We start from the raw sequence: 21084 nt of genomic DNA on the forward strand, positions 1-21084 counted from the left end.
AGAGTTCTCGATTGAGAACGGCGCGAAAGGGCCTTCGGCGGCCAATGTTGTTGTCCTGTAAAGACAGGCAATAACGGCTAATTATCAGGTTAGAAATCCCCGGTTTTCTATCCGATAAAAATTGCCAACAAAAAACCCGCCTTGTGCGGGTTTTCTGGTTTTATAGGAAATTAAATGGCCTGCGCTGACGATGTATATAGCTGGAATAGTGGCACATTAAGATTTTGTAGCAGAAACCAAAAATAACATTGGGCGCTCTTTTTCTTCATCCAATGCCGGTTGTTCTGCAATTTGCTGCGCCGTAGGCCCCCATTCTTCAAGGCGATGTAGAGTAAAGCCGGCGTCTATCAACAGATTAATATAAGTGGCTAACGTACGATGCTGCTTAATCACTCCGTCTGCCAGCCAATTGGTGACGCGGTTGCCTTCGGCCTGATAATGATTAACCGGCCATGATCTTTGGCCTTTATCATCAGTTAACCAACCCTGCTGGATCGGTGCGCTAAAAATAGGGTGTTCGGCAGAGAAAACAAATTTCCCACCGGGTTTAAGAGAGCGAAAAATCGTGTCGAACAGTGCCGATAGATTAACGACATAATGCAAAGCTAATGAGCTATAGACTAAATCGTAGTTATTTTCCGGTAATTTAAGTTGTTCCAGATCCTCACGGCAGTAGCTTATTTTGCTGTCGTCGGTCATTTCATTGGCCTTGGCCAGCATTTTGGCGGAAACATCAATACCTTTAACTTCCCGAGCACCTTGCTCGCGGGCATAACGGCAGAACCAACCGTAGCCGCAACCTAAATCAATAACGTTAAGATCGTGTAGGTCGGGTAGCATTTTGGCAATCGATGGCCATTCTGGTGCGCCGTTTAACCCCTGAGTTGAACGATTCAATTGTGCGTAGCCAGCGAAAAATGCCGGGTTATCATAAATATTCTGAGCCATATCTGCTCCAAAAGTCGTTAGGATAAACTGAAGTTTATTATTAAGGCGTTTTTCCAGGGCAGTTTAACAAGAGGATTTCAATCTTAATGCACTGCGCCAGTGGGAAAATAAGGATAGCGCCGAAACAGACGGCGCTATCTGAGTAATAGGCTTTTTAGGATTTCAGTAGAGGTCAAAAGACGCAAACTGAAGGCTTACCAGCCAAAGCGAGCGCCACCGTCGGTAGAGTTGTCCTGTTGACCGCGTTGTTGAACCTGCTGCATTCGACGGTCAGTCTGGCCTTTTTCATTTATCACATGGCCAGAACTCATATATTTACCACGACATTCTGCTGAGGTCTTATCGTGACACTGATAGTAAGAATCAGCATCGGAAGAGCTTGAACATCCGGCAACTAATGTGGCGCAAGCCAGCAAAAAAACTATTTTCAAGTCCATTCATTTCCCCTTAAATTCCGTTTACCTTATTGTTGCTCAGTAAAGATAAATATATCAGCAACGAGAATAATATTACCTCCAGTTTGCATTGAAATCTATTATTGATGATTAGTAACGGATTTATCTCGCGGAACTATTACGCTATTTGAACGCGCAATCACAGCCCCTATGGGCACAATAGGGCAATATACTTTGGTACGACGACATTGACATTATAGAAAGGGGCGTTTATGCAAGTGAGAAAAGCCAGAGTAGAAGAAGCCGAGGCGCTATGGGCGCTAAGAAATAATGCCCTTAGGAGTGGCTGTCGGAACGTTTATGATCAGGCCACGCTTGCGGCTTTTACGCCAGATGTCATGCCATCGGGATTTCCTCCGGTCATCATGGCCAATCCATTTTTTGTTATAGATGATGAAGCAGGGATCTGTCCCGTTGGTTCAGGCTTTCTCGATCTTAAAAATCATTCTGTGGAAGCGGTATTTACGCGGGATACCTATCAGGGAAAAGGCGTGGGTTCACGGATACTGGATGCTATTAAACAGGAGGCTATTGCCCGCGGTATTAATACCCTGAGGCTTTCCTCAACCCCCAACGCTTTGGCATTTTATTTACGCCATGATTTTAATTTGCTGCGTGAGGGCGAGTATTTTTCACCGTCAGCGCAAAAATATTTGCAGTGTTTTGAGATGGAATGGCGGCGATAAAAATTGAATTAAGCTAAATGCTACATTTTGCCCTTTGAACAGGCGTTTGAGCTAGGGAGTTAAATTCCTCAGCGCCGTGTCTGTCACTAAAAAATGTAGAGATAAAGGGGTTTAACACTGCCATATCCAAAATTTTTATTCTTTTATTGTCAATTGATTAGAGCAGTTTTGGCAGCAGACTGGTTAATCAACTAATCATATTGCTTAAATAGACAATTTGGCATATACACTCACGCAATTTTATAAATTATTAAAAATTGCTGAGCGCTAAGGCTGATTGTTAAATGAAAAGTATAGGGATAGCCATATTAACCGGGATGTTGACGTTGGGAAGCGGTGCTCAGGCAGCTGAAACTCAATCTTACTTCTTCGATGGCAAAATGCTGGCTCACCCGGTTATTTATGGTGCCAGAGAAGGCACCGCCGTGATCGCCTTTATTAAAGAGGCCAATGGGGTTAACGGATATTATTGTCTGTGTGAGGACGAAGCTAACCCGGATCCTACACAGCGTACGCTGGATCGTTTTGGCCATGCCAGTATTGAGTCGGTCTTTTTCTTCGATATGGATAACGCTGGCCCGCTGACCTTGGTATTAAGTAAAACCGGCAAGGCCTATCAATTACGAGCTTATCGCTATTGGGAGAATGGTCGCGGTTTTGTTAAAGTCGATAAATTGCAGTCTGCCCTCGATAAGATTATCAGCAATCAAAAAGCGCCGACGGCGGTGATGATTAAAACCGCATTAGCTAAATTGACGCCATTCGACCTCGCTATAACTTACCAGCCGACCGGAATTGCGGAATTTGACGCGATCGATCATTTGCAGGGGAAATTGGTCAGCTACTTTAATGAAGACGAGCAACCCATACCTGAACCTAAAGATCTCTTCTCTACCGACGCGGTATTTTATAAAAAAACATACCAGCAAAAAGAAGGGCTTTTCCTGACTGTTACTTATATCCGCTGGGTATTTAGCGAAGAAGATGCGCGCCCAAGTTACCATATTGCCAGAATGAGCTGGGAAGCCGATCCTAAACAATATCGCGGTACTGAAGATGGCCCATATATTGTCTATCAAATGGGCGAAATTATGACACGCGGACAATATAAACAAGGGAAAGAAACCGGCGAATGGAGTATCAATAACGGCGAACAGGAGCAATTATTCGGCACTTATGTTTACGGCAAACGCCACGGTAAATGGAAAATCATCGGGCGTGAAGCAAGTCGCACCGGCATGATGGTGAACGACAAACGCGAAGGGCGTTGGGAAATTAGTGACGGTGAAGCCAGTGAAGACTATGGCCTAACGGGGTTCGATACTTTTGTTAACGATCGGCGTAATGGCCCAAGCGAGAGACAGTTTAAAGGGAAGATTACTGAGCAGGGAAACTACGTAAACGGTGAAAAAGAAGGTCACTGGCGAATGCCCGGAGCAGTCGGCAGCTATTTGCACGACCTCAGAACCGGCGATTGGCTTATTTTGACCGAAGACGGCGGTCGCGAAGAGCTAGTGCTGAGCAAAGGTCAAAGGGACGGGGCATATCGTAAATTTGATGCCAAAGGCCAACTGCGGGAATATTCTAATTATAAATCTGGTGAATTATCCGGTGATAAAGAAGTGTACAGCGAGCAAGGTAAATTACTGTCTCGTGGTACTTATGCACACGGACAACTAAACGGACGAGAAATTGTTTATTACGAAGATGGCGTGACGTTACGTGCAGATCGTGGATTTTTAAATGGAGAACTGCATGGCTCCTTCCGCTATAACTTCCCTAACGGTAAGCCTCAAGAAATTGCTGATTACATTCGCGGTAGAAATACCGGTATCCGTCAGGTATTCAATGAGAAAGGTGTATTGCTGATTGAGGCTAACATTTGCCAATTCAGTAATGGTTTTGAACAAAGCGGCTATTGCGGACATCAGCGCGAATTTAACCCCGATGGCAGTCCAGTGAGCGATAAAGATTATCTGTGGGGACGTCAGCAAACTAATAATAGCTGGTACCCCAACGGGCAGAAAAAAGATGAAACCCTGCTAGGTAAAAATGATTCGCGTATTCAGACTAGTTATTATCCGAACGGTCAGATTGAATGTCGCGTCCATCTGCAAGGTTTTGAAGCTTTTGTTCTCGAGGGGAAAGAGTATAAGGATAATCAGGGGGCTCATCGAGAGGGCGAAAATATCTGTTATTACCCAAATGGACAGGTAAAAAGCCGCGGAATCTATAAACAAGGCGTGGTTGTAGGGGGGTGCGAAACAAAGTTTGATGAAAGTGGTAAGCAAATTTCCCCCGGCCCGCAGGGGTGTCCTAAACATACCTGGGTTTACGAAAGCTAATTAAAGCTAACTATTGATACGAAGGGCGGCGTTTCGCCCAAATTTGCCTCTGGCATTTATCTTAGCGGTGATGCCTTATTTTTCGTGGCTCACTGCTAACGGATACCGAGAACGAATTCAGATGAATGGACACTCCTTTGATTGAGCAAAATTATCAGCGCTGGTTATTGACGCTATCTGCGCCTTTGGTTGCCCTGAACCAGGAACAGGGGGCGGCCTATGATTGCCCTAAATTCTATCCTTTTGATACTACGGTAGATTTAACCGAGAGCTGGGGCGTGGATAATCGCGAGGAACTGATCGCTATGGTCGTTCGGATGACCGATGACGGCCACGCACCACATTTGGCAGGTTATTATCATATGTGGCATCGCTTTAGCCATAGGGAATGGCAGGATTACGTGGCTCAACGCACCGGGCGAGAGCAGGTTTGGCTCAATCTGGTCGCTGAGACGGCGGCAATTTGCGGTGAAGGAGGAATTCAGGCCTGGGATTTGGCTCGCGTCAGTTTTTTATGCCGCATTGGGCTGCTCAACCGTTGGATTAATGAAGAGGAAAATCTGTGGTTCCATACCCAATTTGCTTCACGCGCTAGGCATTATTACGGTGATTGGGAAAGTTATTATAACGCCTTTCTGATTGGCCGAGCCTATTGGTTAACGCAAGATAACGACACGCCGGAAACCCTGAATTTTGCCCTCAGTCAATGCAGCGGCACGGCGGCTAGCATGGAGTATGCCAGCGAATTGTATCTCACCCGAAACCCGACCTTTAAGCGCCTTCCGTGGCAAATCGAAATAATCGAAATAGAACGACCAGAATCTTTACAGGGAGTGAATCTGTGATGGAGACAAATTGCTGGGCACTGCTGGGCGTGGCTCCAACGGAAGATCAGGAGATTATTCAGGCGGCTTATCGTCAGCGTTTGCCTGACTTCCATCCGGAAAGCGATCCTGAAGGGTTTAAGCGACTGCGTGCGGCCTATGATGAGGCGCGCCGCTGGGCGGAGAAACCGGTGATTTCCCGTTCCCTGTGGAACCAGAATAATGTCACAGAGAGTGAACAACGGATAAGCGTCATCAATAATGAGTCAGATTCTGAAGAAGATGAGGACGACGACGACGATGAGTTTATCGATGAGGATTATCCGGCGATTCAACGTCTGCTGAGCGAATTCGATGAGCTATTAGTCAATCCGACCGAGCGCTATCAGCCGGAGAGCTGGCATCGTTTCATTTATCATCTTGATCAATACAGCGTGACAATAGTCGATCGTTTACGTTGGCCGCTGTTAGGGCGCGTTCACCAGGGGGCTGCGCTTTCCGCTAACTGTGTCCGGCTGCTGGCGGAACGTTTGCAATGGCGCAAGAGGCTAGATGAAATATCGTTACAAGCTGCGGCTGATATGGATGCATTTCTAAATCATATCTATCGTGAAGATATGTTCGATTTTTCCTTGCTGTCGTCGATGAGTTTGCCCGCACAGGTGGAAACTGTGGTTTATTTCCATCATGCGCGCCAGCTTTATTGGGAACAGCCTGCCGCGGCGTTACGGCGCTGGTTGTTGATGCCGGTAGCGATATTCTGGCCAGATTGTCAGCAATTATTACAGCAAATGGCTCGTTGGTTCAGTTTAGCCGAAATCCCCAGCCCGTGGCTGCGGGACCTTTGTCAGGCAAAACTGGCAGAATCTCCGCGAGATGCGGACTGGCTGTACCTGTGCGCTCGCCATGCCAATTTACTGGGCGACGGCGAGCAGGCGATAGCTCACTGGATGGCCTTGTATCAGTTAGATCAACATGCTGAAGCCGAGCAGGGCATGTTGTCCTGGTGTCGCCGCGAGCAGCCGGAAATGTTGCCATTGCTGATTCAGGCGTTGGATCGCCCCAGTTATCCGGCTGATACCTCGATGGAAATCGATGACGATGAGCAGCAATATCTGAGGCCGACCCAATCGATTCAGACGCAGGTGCGTTGGGGAAATGCATCGCAGCTGACGTTTTCTCCGCAAGGGGAAGCGCTGGTGAAATGGAAATCGGGCGCGCATCGGTTAGAGAGTATGTACCCGCATTTGCTGAATAATCGCGGTGAGAATGAGATCGACCGTTTGTATTGGCACGCCAGCATGTTAGCACTGGGGAACGAAGCGTTATTACAGGATATTCTGGATGAACCGCAACCGGATTCGCCGCTGGCAGCCCTGATTTTACATGGATTACAGCGACAGGCTGCCCAACGATTGGATTGGCTAACACATTCCACAGTGATCGCCGGGTTAATTCATTGGCTGAATAGTCCGCAGGATCAACCAATGCCGTCAATATTGGGTCAGGAAACGGCGATCCGTCAGTGCCAAATGTGGTTGTGGCAATGGCGTCATTTACCTGCGTTGAATCTCGCACATTTATATGAAAGCGAGTTGTACCAGCCCAAACTGGAACCGATTAAGGATTGGCTCACATTCTTGTCTACAATGGATAAAATCGAGCTACCCGCGCCGCAAAATATTTCTCATCGTGATGATTTCCGTCAGGGTATCTTGCTGATATTGATGCTGGGATTTGCCGATGATCAAATGGCGACGATCTGTCAGGCTGATCCACGCCTTCTACCGCCGCAGCATTTGGCTTTTTCGCTGTTTCGAGCGTTTAAACGAGTCGATTTGACTCGGGGCAACGGGGTTGAGCAGTTAAAACATCAGTTACGCATGGAAGACCGGCTCCACTATCTTTGCTGGACGCATTTGCCGCTGACGGTGGATGATTATGTGGCTCACTATCAGTATTGCGCGCACGTTAGCGGTTGCGATTTTTATCAGGCTAAGTGGCAGTCTCTGATGGCGCAATCGCCGATGCCTCATAAATCATTGCTGTGGGCTTTCTTCTCCTACCACGGTGTGTATGATTATGTGGCAGCGTTGCAAGAGCAACAGACGGAAACCCGGGATGAAGCGGCGTTTAAAAAAATGATCGTGGATATCACGCCGCCGCATCTGGAATCTAAAACAGCGTTACTGAAGGAAAATCCACGCTTACTGAGTCTGGCTACCGGTAATTTCCGTTTTTATGACAACCCGGACTATCTGCCGGAACAATCATTGAGCGATGAATGGCTACTTTGGGCGCAAGATGAAGAGGAAGATCCGGCGCTGCGATTAACCGCCATTATGTTGGTACAATTAGGGCGAGAGCGTTTAGCCGGTTTCAAAAATGCGCCGCGTCAGGTGAGTCGCTTTTGGCAGTTCTGGCGTTTGAAAACGCGCCTGGGCCGCGGAGGATTAGTGAAGCAAGTGGCGGGTGGAACCCTGCTGATTAGCTTGGTTGGCGATATAGTGCTGCTGGATACTTTGCCTAATACGTTGCTACTTTCTGTCCTGATGGTGGGAAATCTGTTTAGCGGTCTGACTCGTCGCGCCAACGATCTCAATCAGGAATCCCCGCGCCTTCAGGCTTTGGTCAGTATGCTAACCCTATTCCCGTTGCTGCTGTTTTTCTTCGGTAAAAGTTATCCTGGATTTACCCATAGCGGGCCGCCAGCGGGCAATGGCGAATAACCGAGGGGAGGCACCGTCGCAGGTGCCTCCCGCGTTTTCGTCTCTGCTATCGCGGCATAGGGCTTAAGTCGCAATTCGCTTAAGTTACGATCGGTTTAAGCTACATATCTCGCTTGAGTCCTAAATGGTTTATAGCTGCATATCGTCGAGAAACTGTTCCAATTGTTGACGAATCGGCGCGATAACCTCTTCATCCTGCCCGGCCAACACCGTCTCGAACTCCCGTAACCAAATGCCAATTTGCCTGCGCGGGTCACCTAACGTCTGCGCCCAGGCTTTCTCAATACGCGCTAATAACGCCCGATTGTGCAGACTGTCGCGAGGATGGATTTTCAGGCAGTTGAGACGTTGATGGCTTTCCCGACGCTGCTGCTCTGTCAGTCCGGTTGGGCTATGGTCGATGACTTTGCTAAAAGTGCCGCCGCTGTCTGGAATATTCACGTCCACCTCTAACAACCCGTTGATATCGTAACTGAAGCGCACATCGAGAGATTGCAGGCGTCCGTTAGGCTGAACTGGAACTTCAAACTCATCGATAAAGATATTGTTATCTACGTGAGGACTTTCCCCTTGATAAATGGCAATACTGATGGCTTTTTGATTCGGATAGCGAGTGGAGTAAGTCTCCACCCGCGAAGTGGGTACTACGGTATTTCGTTCCAGAATCGGTGAGAAAATACCGCTGCGTTTCTCCTCGGCGGTAGCAATACCTAGGGTGTAGGGGCACACATCGGTCAAAATAACTTCTTCGATATCTTCATTACGTAAACGACAGGCGGCCTGCGCGGCGGCACCTAACGCCACAATAGTGCTAGGATCGAGGTGCTGATGTGGCAGTTTGCCGAATAAACGTACCACGAGTTTCTGAATGATGTTCATCCGTGATGCGCCGCCGACCAACACCAAATGATCCAACTGCTGTGGCTGCAAACGTGCATCGTGCAACGCCTGTTCGATAGGCGCCCGCAGGCGATTGATCAGCGGTAGCCAGATGTCTTCAATACGTAGCTCATCCAGAGCCATACACCAATGCTTGTCTTGCCAGTGCCAGCTTAATTCGTAGCGGGCCGTTTGCCCATTGAACTGATATTTCAGCTGTTCGGCGCTGTGGTAGAGGCGAGACAAATCCGTTGCCGGTATCGATTCGGCAGACAATTGCCACTCTTTCAGCGCCGCATTTATCAACGCCTGAGTGAAGTCTTCGCCCCCCAGATAGTTGTCACCGGCGGAACCCTGAACTTCGATCAGCGGTAATGCGTATTCCAGAACGGTAATATCGAAGGTTCCACCGCCCAAATCGAACACTAAAGTGCGCCCGTGATTCTGAGTATGCAAACCGTAAGCCATGGACGCGGCGGTCGGCTCGTTGATCAACCGAACCGCATTCAGCCCCGACAGCTCAGCGGCAAAACGGGTTTGCTTGCGCTGTTCATCACTGAAATAGGCCGGAACTGAAATCACAACGTCGCTAACCGGTTGGCCGAGATAGTTTTCTGCATCGGCCCTCAGGGATTTCAGCACCAGAGCGGACAGTTCGGGCGCATCGAAGTTTTGCTGAGCCAGTTTGAACTGCTTTTTGCTGCCCATATAGCGTTTAAACACTGAGGCTGACCTTTCTGGATGAGTGGTCAGGCGAGAAAGCGCGGCGCGTCCCACCAAAATAGAGCCGTCCTCGTCGATACTGACCACCGATGGGGTCAAAAACTCGTTTAAGGCGTTGGGAATCAGTACCGCTTGCCCCTCTTGCCAAACGCTAATCAGGCTATTGGTCGTGCCTAAATCGATGCCAATGGCTAAAGGCGCGCGCTGTTGTTCCGTCATGTTGATTATCTCGCTGAAATATTAGCGTTAAATTCAGGGTGAAGTTTCGCTGGGCATGGTGCATGCCCAGCGCTGTGCTGACAAAAAGGGGCTTTCGCTAAAACGGATAAAAACTTAACGCTTTTTGAGGAACTGAATATTCTGTGCCGTTGTATTTCAACAGCATACTGTTTTTCCTCACTTTGACTTCTTTATCGACACAGTTATCTTCTTTTAATAATTCGCTGCGACGGGAAGTGGTGACCGAATTGATTTGCAGATCGTTAAAGCCGTGAGTCTGGGTTTTAGCGACGGAAATCGTGCGTTTATCTTCGGAAAATTCACCGGTACAGTTACCGTCCCATTCGCCGCTATATTGATCCATCTGCAACGGCTTAGTTAATTTATTCAGTTTGCCATCTTGCAGGTTATATAAGGTTAATACGTAGTCCGCGATTGGATTAACGCGCGATGAACCGCGATGGTAGGTGCGTATGCCGAAGGCGCGGTTCTCCGCCGTTAATTGATAGCGTGCGGTGTCAATGCTAATGTTATCGGTATAAATCGCATCATCGCTGATGGCTTTTTGATCGTAGCGGTGAGCGATTAACTTACCGGTAGCCGAATCGACCACTAATACATCGACATCATAAGTCGGTTGATCGGAATACTGTTCGGGAATATCCGAAATCAGGGTCATCACGACAATAGTTTTATCCGGTGCATAGGGCCAGACTTTACAGATGTTCAGGTTTGACGGCGCTAGCGTTAATTCCGGATGTAGTGTTTTCGCCAATTGAGGAATAAAGCTCTGGCAGTCCGCCAACGAATAAGATGAAAACATAAGTGAAGAAAGAAGAAGGAAAATCCTGCGCATAGTCTGAGTCCCTGACGCTAGCCAAATAAAATAGGCAACGGTAGAAAGAGTGTGGAAATCACCGATACACGGTAACTCACTGAAATAAGGTAACTAAATGCTACCTGTCTATGGATTATTACACGGATAGAGAGAGTTACCTAACGGCGTAATTATGAAAGGGGAAATATTTTAATCGAATTTTTTATGCCAGATGGCTGTAAAATAATGCGGTGCTTTATTAACCAGAATACGTCAGGTTGTGATCTGAAATTTATTAAAACCAAGCCAAGGTTGGGGTTAGTTAGAGTATTTAGCTAGCAATAGGATTTTTCCAGCGTCAAGATTGTCTTATTCCGCAAGGAAAGACTTACGTAGAGCAGAAAACTGTATTAGTGTGATGAGCCTGCTGTTAGAGCACTGAATTGTCACATTTCGCCGCCCATTTATCGGGGGCAGAATAACTAACGTGCCGGGGTTACCCAAAAGCAGAATAACAATGTTGCTGTGCGAATTTTAGCATGACTTTACTTATCGGTTGGTAATGGGTTGAAGAAGGAATCTGGCGTGACGAAAATACGGGTTGGGGTCATTTTTGGTGGCAAGTCGGCTGAGCATGAAGTGTCATTGCAATCGGCTAAAAATATTGTTGATGCCGTAGATACGGAAAAATTTGAAGTCACCTTGTTAGGCATTGATAAACAGGGCCAGTGGCATATTAACGATGCGTCGAGCTATCTGTTACACGCGGAAAACCCTGCGTTGATCGCCCTGAATCACTCGAATCAAAACGTCGCTTTGGTGCCGGGCCAACGACAGCATCAACTGATTGATGCAAGTAATGCCGCAGCGTTGACGCAACTGGACGTAGTCTTCCCTATTGTTCACGGTACGCTAGGCGAAGATGGCTCTTTGCAGGGCTTGCTTCGCATGGCGAACATTCCCTTTGTCGGCTCTGGCGTAGTCGGTTCGGCTGCCAGTATGGATAAAGACGTGACCAAGCGCCTGCTGCGGGATGCCGGGCTGAACGTTGCGCCGTTTATCACTTTAACCCGCGCCAATCGTCACCAATACACTTTTGAGCAAGTGCAGGAGAAACTGGGGTTGCCGCTGTTTATCAAACCGGCTAATCAGGGATCTTCCGTTGGGGTCAGTAAAGTTCGTAATGCCGTAGAATTTGCCCATGCGGTCGAGCTGGCCTTCAGTTTTGACCATAAAGTATTGGTTGAATCGGCTATTGTTGGGCGTGAAATCGAATGTGCGGTATTGGGAAACGATCGCCCGAAAGCCAGCCTGTGTGGCGAAGTGGTGATCAGCGATGAATTTTATTCTTACGATACCAAATATATTAGCGACAGCGGTGCTCAGGTTGTGATTCCGGCGGTTCTGGAGCCACACATCAGCGATAATATTCGCGCCGTAGCTGTGGAAGCGTTCCGTACTCTGGAGTGTTTGGGTATGGCGCGTGTGGACGTGTTCCTGACGCCTGATAACCAAATTGTCATCAATGAAATCAATACGTTACCTGGTTTTACCAACATCAGTATGTATCCGAAGCTGTGGCGCGCCACTGGCATCAATTCTACCGAGCTTATCACTACACTGATTGAACTCGCTTTGGAACGTCATCAGCAGGATCAGGCGTTAAAAAGCTCGATTTCACTGAGTGAACAAGCGAAATAGCCTCTATTTATTTCACCTATGATGATGTGCGATAGGTGAAATGGAACTCTGTAAAAAGCTGCCTGGTGCAGCTTTTTTATTGCCTAAAAATATGTGGACGGTAATTATTGTCAGTATTTGACATTATGTCACTTAATGACAATAATTCAGAAATGAAACTTACAGAAGACCAGCTCTTACTTCGAGAGAGCAAAAAAATTGTCGAAGCCTTAGGAAACACTTTTGCGCCGCTGGTGGAATTCGTGCTGCACGATTTAACCCATCCGGAGTACGCCATTGTGGCAATTGCTAATAATTTGTCCGGACGAGAAGTGGGGGAACCTGCTACAGAACTGGGGTTGAGCCGCATAGCCGATCCTAACTTTCCCGAAGTGCTCCAAAACTACCCCAATCAGTTTCCCGATGGTCGCCCAGCCAAAAGCACCTCTATCGGTTTGAAAAATAGCAAAGGAGAGTTTATTGGTGCGCTCTGCCTCAATATGGATATTTCTCTGTTCTCCGCCGTTAGCAGCAGTCTGGCGCAGCTGACGCAAACGTTGCCCAATGACATTCAGGAAAATCTGCAATCCCCGCGTTTGGAAACTCTGCGTGCGCGATTGGAACAATTCGCCACGGCCTGGAACACCACGCCACGCGGCCTGACGCCGGCTCAACGCCGTGAAGTGGTTCGGCAATTGGCCAAGGAAGGATTGATGGATTTGAAAAATGCGCAAACAGTCGTGGCCAACAATTTTGGGGTCGCGCGCTCCACAGTTTATACCTATCTCCCAACTGATGAAGGAAGTTGAAAATGCCCCGGCTCGCAATTGGATATGACGATATTGTACAGGCACATCAACGTATTGCCGATGAAGTAGTCAAAACACCGGTATTCACTTCTGCCACGGCAGACGCCCAAACCGGAGCGTCGTTGTTTTTCAAATGTGAAAATTTTCAGCACATGGGCGCTTTTAAGTTTCGCGGCGCTTTTAACGCTTTAGCGCAGTTAACACCAGAGCAGCGAGAGAAGGGGGTCGTCACTTTTTCATCTGGCAATCATGCTCAGGCCATCGCACTGGCCGCGCGAAAACTGGGCATCCGCGCCACCATCATTATGCCTATTGATGCGCCAGCGGTGAAAATTGCCGCTACCAAAGGTTACGGTGGCGAAGTCATTCTCTACGATCGCTATACCGAAGATCGCGATGCGATTGGAAAACGATTGGCGGCTGAACGAGGTTTAACGCTGATACCTCCCTATGATCATCCCCATGTAATGGCTGGGCAGGGCACGGCGGCGAAAGAACTGTTTGAGGAAGTGGGGGACCTGGATGTACTCATCGTTCCTTTGGGCGGTGGCGGTCTGTTATCTGGCTGCGCCACGGCCGCCAAGGCTTTGAATCCACACTGTTTGGTGATCGGCGCTGAGCCTGAAGCGGGTAATGACGGGCAGCAGAGCTTTCGCAGTGGGAAAATTGTGAAAATCGCTACGCCGCACACTATTGCCGACGGTGCGCAGACGCCATTTCTGGGAAACTATACTTTTCCGGTGATACAAGAACGAGTGGACGACATACTTACCGCCAGCGACGCTGAGTTAATTACAACCATGAAATTTCTTGCTAGTCGGATGAAAATACTGGCCGAGCCTACGGGATGTCTGGCGGCCGCCGTGGCGTTTGGGGAGGCGCTGGACCTGCGCGGCAAACGGGTCGGGGTGATAATTTCCGGTGGAAATGTGGATCTCAGCCGCTTTGCCCACTTCATCCAGCAGGAAAATTAATCTCTGATATTCACCTGATAAATCTTAATAGAAATCCGCCGCCAGGCCATGACAGCCACGTAGCCTGCGCCGACGGCCGGGCCTATCTTTTCGGCCAGTTGACCATAATTGCTCTAGGGAAACCGTTGACGAATCAGCCAGTTGAATCTCAGTTGGCACAGGTATTCGACAATATAGATCGCGTACTGCTTAGTTGTGGCTGCGATTGCAGTGCGTTGATACGGATTCGGGGGTATCTGAACGATGAAGGATTGTGCTTGCAATTCAATCAATTATACGCTCATTGTTTAGGGGAACATCGGTCAGTGCGTTGCGTAGTACCCGTAGCCGAATTGCACTATGGATTAATGGTCGAAATTAAGGCCATTGCTCAATAAGTGCACTAAATATTGTACCTGTTTATAAATAAGGTTGGGCGCCAGGCGCAGATGAGTAGGACTGGCATTTATCTTTATCATCATTTTATTTTATCTATCATCTGTTTTTCCATAGTAGACGGCAAAACAGATGCCTCTCCCCGAGTCTTTATCTCTAAGATTTTTATCGTCAGTTAATTTATAACCAATTGTAAATAAAGCTATATTTTTTTGTTTTTTTAATGGCTGGTTATGATGAAGTCGAAACCCTTTAATTTTGACTGCCCTCAATGAAGAAAATAGAGAAAGTTTCATTAGTGTAACTAAAGTGTTTATTGTGGGTTACAATCGGAGCTGCAAACATGATGCTGGTCATCATTTGCGCATTTCGCATTATTTTCCTGTTGTATTTTATCCACCATATAAATGCTGTGCATATATACAGTATATTGCTGTACACATAATGAAAATTAATTCAAGGATGAGTAATATGAAAACTTCAACAAAAACACAGTACCCTATTATTTTAGTACACGGCCTATTTGGTTTTGACAAAATGCTGGGCTATCCCTACTTTTTCAAAATCCAGCCAGCATTGGAAGTTGCCGGTGCACAAGTGTTCACTGCGTCAGTTTCTGCAACCAATTCAAATGAAACGAGAGGTGAGCAACTACTTGATTTTATTCGATATATTTTGAATAAAACCGGAGCGAAAAAGGTGAATCTCATCGGCCACAGCCAAGGGCCTTTAGCCTGCCGTTATGCTGCCGCGATGCGTCCTGACCTGGTGGCGTCTGTCACTTCGGTTAACGGTGTCAACCACGGTTCAGAGTTTGCCGATCGGGTTCGTGAAGCCTTTGTCGAAGGTGGCCTGCCTGAATCAGTGGCTAATTTGGTTGTCTCTACATTCACAAATTTAATGTCTTTACTCAGTGGTCATCCAGAACTGCCTCAGGATGCTATTGCGTCACTGGATGCATTAACCACGAAAGGCGTTACGGAATTTAACGCCAAATATCCGCAGGGTCTGCCAGAGAAATGGGGGGGCGAAGGCAAGGAAGTTGAAAACGGCGTTCATTACTATTCATGGGGTGGATTTATCCAAGGAGGGATTCTTGAGCAAGGGTTGAATACAGCTGATCCACTGCATATCGCGATGCGCGTTGGTTCACAATTCTTTATTAGAGAGGCAGAACAGAACGATGGCATGGTAGGGCGTTTTAGTATGCATTTAGGTAAAGTTATTCGTTCGAATTATTCAATGGACCATATGGATGCGGTCAACCAAACGGCTGGCGTAGTGCCAGTGCATCTTGATCCGGTGAAAATGTTCGTCGACCATGCAGCATTCTTAAAGTCTAAGTCTCTGTAGTCCACTTCGACTGAGATGAAAAGGGGAGCGTTGTTGTTAAGTCACGCAACCTGATTAGTGACGTTGTAACCTAATCGCTCAACTATTCAACTCAACCATAAAAGAGAAATAACAGAGACTCCCCTGCGGCCGAGAGGGAGTCTCTGAAAACGATTACAGGTGTTTTTTCGCGAAGTTAACAATATCTTGCTTAAAGTCGCTGACCTTCTTCTCTGGTGATTTCTTACATAACTCAACCACCTTCGGCGTTACAACGGTATCAATTTCTTGATAGTCAACGAAATCGCCTTTTTTATATTGCGTATCGTCATTCAACATCCAGAATACGACCGGAGTGAAGCTTTTCGGGTTCAGGTCGATAAACTCTTTACAGCTCATATCCGCTGGCGTAGTCGGGCTGGTAGCGGCAGCAAATGACGCGGTGGCTGCGCACAGCAGCAAACCAGCCAATGGGATATTACGTAATGATTTAAATGACATGCCTATCTCCTTGCGGTTTCGGATCAATAATTTCCAATATAACTCAGGTTCTGGTTTATATTTCGAGTCTAAGCATGGACCAATAATTTAAATTAGGCCAGTAATTCACTTAATTTATCTGTTGCGCCATTCGACTACTTATCCTCTACAGTAAATATTCAATTTATAGTTATGCGTCGATATTATATTAATTCGCATGGTTATTATTGGGTTTATAATTTGATTTTTATTTGAAATTGGCCAGGAGATTATTTTTATTTGTTAGTAAGGCTTATTACGTTGTTTTCAGTGTGATATTTAATTCGGATAAGCGTAATGCCAGGCTCCGGATGCTATTATTTTACAGTTTGAACTGAGGTGAGAATAGCATGGGAGGGAAACGGAAGTTCTAAATTTCAATAAACGGACTAAAGGTAAATCATGAATAAAGAAAAACCAAACATGGCACTGATATTTATCATTTTACTTACAGTGAGAATTCATGCTGAGGCTCACAACATTAATAATGTCATCCCTCGTTCTGATAACCGAGAACACTTATCATCGCGCGTATTGGAAGAAAGTAATCAGGCTGTATCTCTCTATAATATTGGTAGCGGCACGTTGGTCTACAGTTCCGAATACAAACAAAAAGAATATCTATCTGCTGATTATGCATATAATCTTAATGGAGGATGGAAAGAAAATGCAAACTGGAAATATATTTATAATAGGAATGGTACGGTATCATTTAAAAATAGATACTCAGGACTATGCCTACAATATTACGGGACAGAATATCAGGTCATTGAAGATACCTGTGATCCCTTATTGAGAACTCAGCAAATCAATCTGGAACTGGTCAGCTCTGGCGGAATGCTTATGCGGTTTAATAGTAATAATGAATGCCTTTATATTCATCCTGGCATCAGCCATTACTATGTATACAGTGATAAATGCGAAGAGATCAATTTTTATCATTACTGGACCATCGTACCTCCGCTCAATAACTGAGTGAATCCACAGGGAGTGAATAATGAAGAGTGTTTTATCTAGGATGTTTGTGTTTGGAGGCTTGTATTGGTCAACGTTATTATCAGCCTCAGTGACAGACTACCAATTAGCGACCTGGAATATTCAAGGCGCGGGCAGCGGCGCGGCCAGTAATTCTAAATGGGTTAGCGGCATTGCCAATATGTTTTTGCGTGAAAATATCCAGGTTGTTGCCATTCAGGAGGCGGGGGCCAGACCGCCTTCCGCATGCCCTTATCCCAGTCCGGGAACCCCAGGAGGCATTGATTTACAACGAATCGCCGGCGGGGCACCAAATAGAGTCAATCCACAACGGCGTGGTGTGATCTCCGACGTTGAAGAATCGCTCTGGCAACCCGGCGGACGACGTGGCGGAAATATTTATATCTATCATATAGATCATGATACCAACGCGCATCGGGTTAATATTGCTATTGCCTCGCGGATTCGGGCGGATGAAGTCCTTATTATTCCTCCGTTGGAAACCGGGCCTAATGCACGGCCAACATTAGGCATTCGAATCGGTAATGACTATTTTTTTAGCCTTCACGCTGGAGCGCATCAACATAATGAGGCTGCGATGATTGTGCAATTCATTGATAACTATATGGCTAACAGCGTATTACCGCGGCGTGCGGAGGCAACTTGGATACTCATGGGGGATTTTAACCAATCGCCGGATAGTTTACGCGCCAGCTTGTCATTGCCTGGCACTACGATGCTGAATACTTACCACGTTGTTGATCCCAATGTGCCAACGCATCAGGGGGGGAATACGCTGGATTACGCCGTGCTGGGGGCTGCAACCGGTACGGTTAGGCTGTTTGCCGTCCCGCTTATAGCTGCGATGATGACTTATATGTCCGATCACATTGCCGTTCGATTTAATCAATAATACCGAATTAATACACAAGACTGTTCAGAAAGGCGCTTAGAATCTATGGGCTAATCTACTTTAATATGACGGATAGCCCTTTTTTTAAATTGAGAGTAACGGTTGTTAAAGTTAATAATGTTGGATTTACGAAATATATCACTACTGTAATGTTTAATGCTGTAATTAATACTAAAAAATTCTCAACAATACTTATTTAAACAAAGTGTAGTAATAATGGCGATGGAAGAATAGGTTACGTTAGACCATTTAAAAAGTAAGGCATTAGCTTGGGTGTAACATATTGATTATAGCTATCATATTTATAGGTAAAAACAATTCTATTATTTCTCACAACTTACCTTGTTCTCAGCATCCCTTTGGGTTCTATAAAAAAACAGTCACCTATGCTATCATTTACAGTAATTATCATTAATAAACTTAATGAAACGTTATTGTTTTATTTACATCTTTAAATATAGGTGAGTTAATTTTATGAGTTTACGTTATTTTTACCGAAATAGCCTGCGGCTCTTCGCCAGGAGATTAGCGGGCAACTATCGTAAAAGTGATCGATCTCATAAACATGCCGGTAATGATCAACTGATTAATCTGCATTTGGAATCACTGCTTAATGCTGCAACTCAGGTAGCGATTATCACGACCGATCTGGATAATCGTATCCAGATTTTCAACGCTGGCGCAGAAAAGATGTTTGGCTATGAAAAGGAAGAAGTTTTAGGAAAATTAGCGACGGAGGTTATCTATGTCGACTCCAACAAAGCCGAGCAAAGCTGCGTAAAAAATCTGTTGAAGAACCAACCTGAATCAAGCGAATGGCTTTATCGACGCAAAGACGGTGATGCTTTTTGGGGCGATTTAAGCATACACGTTATTAATAATGAGTATAAAGAGCCCATTGGTTATGTCAGCCTGATCTCAGACATTTCCGAGCGTAAAGAGCTATTGATAAAGCTGGAAAACAGCAAAAGAATAATGGACAAGTTGACGCGAAACATCCCAGCGATGATTTATGCCTATCATCTCAGTGAAGCGGGAGAGTCTTATTTTAAGTATTGTAGTGACGGTATCCATAAAATATTCGGGTTGTCCCCAGAACAGGTGACGAATATTCCGAAACAAGATAATCCGATATTCTCGCTGATTCATCCTGAAGATATGGCCATGCTGCAAGAAGAAGTCATGGTTTCACGCCGTGATTTATCGGTTTGGCGCTGTGATTTTAGAGTCATATTGCCGGATAAAGGAATGCGCTGGCTTCACGGCGAATCTTTTCCTACTCGTCATGATGACGGATCGACGATGTGGTATGGCTCGTTTTTCGATATAACTGAACTGAAGCAGTCTGAATCAATTTTAAAAGCCTTAGCGCAGACGGATGTGCTGACCGGCGTTTCCAACCGTCGTCATTTCGATGAGGTTTACCATCAAACCTGGAAGGTCAGTCAGGTATCCGAAGAGTCTCTTTCCATATTAATGATCGATTTTGATAACTTCAAAAGCTTTAACGATCAGTATGGTCATGCTCGCGGGGATATTTGTTTAAAACTGGTGGTGGAGACCTTGTCTTCTTTCATCAGAGAAAATACCGATATGATTGCGCGTTACGGTGGGGAGGAGTTCATTGTTCTGCTATCACCAAGCAACCATGACGAAGCGCTTCTGGTTGCTGAACGGATGCGCGATTCTATTGAGCGGTTGGATATTCCTCATGCGATGTCGCCCAAAGGTAAGGTGACGATCAGCATCGGCGTGGCGACGATGGTTCCGAAGAAAGAGGGATTATCCGCCAGCGATATGTCGGATATTGCAGATAAAGCGTTGTATCGGGCAAAACAGGCGGGTAAAAATCGTGTGGAGGCCGTGTCGCTCTGAGGCGAACTGAAAATGCGAAACTGGCGTTGCGTCAGGCGGAGAGAAAATATCGGTTTGAGGGAAATAAATGGCAGAGCAACAGGGAGTGCTCTGCCCGTGGTATTAATCAGGATCCTGAGCGGCGCGCAGACGTTCTTGCTCTTCTGCAATGACCGCTTTAATTTCTTCCAGCACTGACTCGACATCCGCTGCCTGAGTACTTTCTGCAAACACTCCGGTTAGCTGAGTGTCAGGACGAAGTTTGCCATCTTCATACAGCGCCCACATTTCTTTGGCATATTTTCGCCCTAATAACTCAGGCGCATACTGGCCGTAATAGTTGGTCATGTTGGCTACATCTCGTTCCAGCATGGATTTGGCATGGTTATTGGCAGCGGCGTTAACGACTTGCGGCAGATCGATGATCACCGGGCCTTCCGCATCCATTAACACGTTGAATTCAGACAAATCGCCATGAACTAACCCGGCGCACAGCATGCGGACCACGGATTGAATGATCAAGGCGTGATCGTGCACCGCCTGCTCCGGCGTGAGAGGAACATCGCTCAGACGCGGTGCGGCCGAGCCGTTTTCATCGGTTACCAACTCCATCAACAATACGCCGTCTAGACAGGCATAGGGCTGAGGAACGCGCACGCCGGCGTTGGCTAACACATACAGAGCGTCAACCTCGGCGGTTTGCCAGGTTTCCTCTTGCTGCTTACGGCCAAACTTCGAGCCTTTCGCCATCGCTCTGGCATCGCGACTGTTTCTGACTTTGCGACCTTCCTGATACTGTACGGCCTGCTTGAAGCTACGGTTTTCGGCTTCTTTATAAACTTTGGCGCAGCGAATATCGGAGCCGCAGCGAACGACATAGACGTCGGCTTCTTTACCACTTTTCAAACGGCGGATGACTTCATCAACCAAGCCGTCATCAACCAAGGGTTGGATTCGTTTTGGAATTTTCATGGCGTCCTTTTACCCTATTTAAGCCCGCGATGGAATGGTTTTGGTCGAATTTTCCT

17 protein-coding genes are annotated in these 21084 nt (G+C 46.6%); 11 read left to right on the forward strand and 6 right to left on the reverse strand.

Annotated features, from left to right (window positions below; translation table 11 throughout):
• Positions 1–216: 216 nt before the first annotated feature.
• Positions 217–948: a class I SAM-dependent methyltransferase gene (locus tag DBA33_RS17495; protein WP_064517879.1), complete on the reverse strand. Its 732-nt coding sequence runs from the start codon at positions 946–948 to the stop codon at positions 217–219.
• A gap of 194 nt (positions 949–1142) precedes the next feature.
• Positions 1143–1385, reverse strand: a complete 243-nt coding sequence (locus tag DBA33_RS17500) for a hypothetical protein (RefSeq protein ID WP_064517882.1) — start codon at positions 1383–1385, stop codon at positions 1143–1145.
• Positions 1386–1615: 230 nt separating this feature from the next.
• Here DBA33_RS17500 and DBA33_RS17505 point away from each other — a divergent pair, with 230 nt between their 5' ends.
• The 4 genes from DBA33_RS17505 to DBA33_RS17520 all read left to right on the forward strand — a co-directional run bounded on the left by DBA33_RS17505 (position 1616) and on the right by DBA33_RS17520 (position 7987).
• Positions 1616–2089, forward strand: a complete 474-nt coding sequence (locus tag DBA33_RS17505) for a GNAT family N-acetyltransferase (protein ID WP_120806896.1) — start codon at positions 1616–1618, stop codon at positions 2087–2089.
• Positions 2090–2373: 284 nt separating this feature from the next.
• Entirely contained in the window at positions 2374–4434 is a 2061-nt protein-coding gene (locus DBA33_RS17510; protein WP_120806897.1) for a hypothetical protein, read from the forward strand.
• Between the two features lie 125 nt (positions 4435–4559).
• Positions 4560–5279 (forward strand): DUF1266 domain-containing protein, encoded by a 720-nt coding sequence (locus DBA33_RS17515; RefSeq protein ID WP_120806898.1) that lies wholly within the window; start codon positions 4560–4562, stop codon positions 5277–5279.
• The gene (locus DBA33_RS17520) at positions 5276–7987 is read left to right on the forward strand and encodes a J domain-containing protein (RefSeq protein WP_162975235.1); all 2712 of its coding nucleotides are present in this window, start codon (positions 5276–5278) and stop codon (positions 7985–7987) included. Before DBA33_RS17515 ends, DBA33_RS17520 begins: the two co-directional genes overlap by 4 nt.
• 129 nt (positions 7988–8116) lie before the next feature.
• Here the strand turns inward: DBA33_RS17520 and DBA33_RS17525 are convergent, their stop codons facing one another.
• The gene (locus DBA33_RS17525; protein ID WP_120806900.1) at positions 8117–9808 is read right to left on the reverse strand and encodes a molecular chaperone HscC; all 1692 of its coding nucleotides are present in this window, start codon (positions 9806–9808) and stop codon (positions 8117–8119) included.
• A gap of 97 nt (positions 9809–9905) precedes the next feature.
• Positions 9906–10664 carry a hypothetical protein gene (locus DBA33_RS17530; protein WP_128821890.1) on the reverse strand — a complete coding sequence of 253 codons (759 nt, stop codon included), beginning with the start codon at positions 10662–10664 and terminating at the stop codon, positions 9906–9908.
• Positions 10665–11210: 546 nt separating this feature from the next.
• On the opposite strand from DBA33_RS17530, the gene ddlA reads away from it, so the two are divergent.
• The 4 genes from ddlA to DBA33_RS17555 all read left to right on the forward strand — a co-directional run bounded on the left by ddlA (position 11211) and on the right by DBA33_RS17555 (position 15816).
• Positions 11211–12326, forward strand: coding sequence for a D-alanine--D-alanine ligase (gene ddlA, locus DBA33_RS17535; protein ID WP_064517894.1), 1116 nt, complete (start codon positions 11211–11213; stop codon positions 12324–12326).
• Positions 12327–12478: 152 nt separating this feature from the next.
• Positions 12479–13114, forward strand: a complete 636-nt coding sequence (locus tag DBA33_RS17540) for a PAS domain-containing protein (RefSeq protein ID WP_064518565.1) — start codon at positions 12479–12481, stop codon at positions 13112–13114.
• A gap of 2 nt (positions 13115–13116) precedes the next feature.
• Entirely contained in the window at positions 13117–14088 is a 972-nt protein-coding gene (locus DBA33_RS17545) for a threo-3-hydroxy-L-aspartate ammonia-lyase (protein ID WP_064517896.1), read from the forward strand.
• Between the two features lie 846 nt (positions 14089–14934).
• On the forward strand, positions 14935–15816 hold the full coding sequence (locus DBA33_RS17555; protein ID WP_064517898.1) for a triacylglycerol lipase: 882 nt from the start codon (positions 14935–14937) through the stop codon (positions 15814–15816).
• Between the two features lie 153 nt (positions 15817–15969).
• Here the strand turns inward: DBA33_RS17555 and hdeB are convergent, their stop codons facing one another.
• A complete protein-coding gene (hdeB, locus tag DBA33_RS17560; protein ID WP_064517900.1) occupies positions 15970–16296 on the reverse strand; it encodes an acid-activated periplasmic chaperone HdeB in 327 nt (108 codons plus the stop codon).
• Positions 16297–16716: 420 nt separating this feature from the next.
• Here hdeB and DBA33_RS17565 point away from each other — a divergent pair, with 420 nt between their 5' ends.
• The 3 genes from DBA33_RS17565 (at position 16717) to DBA33_RS17575 (ending at position 20077) form a co-directional block, all read left to right on the forward strand.
• Entirely contained in the window at positions 16717–17289 is a 573-nt protein-coding gene (locus DBA33_RS17565; protein WP_064517902.1) for a hypothetical protein, read from the forward strand.
• 22 nt (positions 17290–17311) lie between these two features.
• Complete coding sequence (locus DBA33_RS17570) at positions 17312–18202, forward strand: cytolethal distending toxin subunit B family protein (RefSeq protein WP_064517904.1); 891 nt, start codon at positions 17312–17314, stop codon at positions 18200–18202.
• Positions 18203–18676: 474 nt separating this feature from the next.
• Complete coding sequence (locus DBA33_RS17575) at positions 18677–20077, forward strand: sensor domain-containing diguanylate cyclase (protein WP_064517906.1); 1401 nt, start codon at positions 18677–18679, stop codon at positions 20075–20077.
• Positions 20078–20179: 102 nt separating this feature from the next.
• Here DBA33_RS17575 and DBA33_RS17580 read toward each other — a convergent pair whose 3' ends face one another.
• Positions 20180–21028, reverse strand: a complete 849-nt coding sequence (locus DBA33_RS17580) for a PA4780 family RIO1-like protein kinase (RefSeq protein ID WP_064517908.1) — start codon at positions 21026–21028, stop codon at positions 20180–20182.
• Between the last annotated feature and the right edge of the window lie 56 nt (positions 21029–21084).

Source organism: Yersinia sp. IP36721, from assembly GCF_003634395.1.
Taxonomy (GTDB): Bacteria; Pseudomonadota; Gammaproteobacteria; order Enterobacterales; family Enterobacteriaceae; genus Yersinia; species Yersinia entomophaga.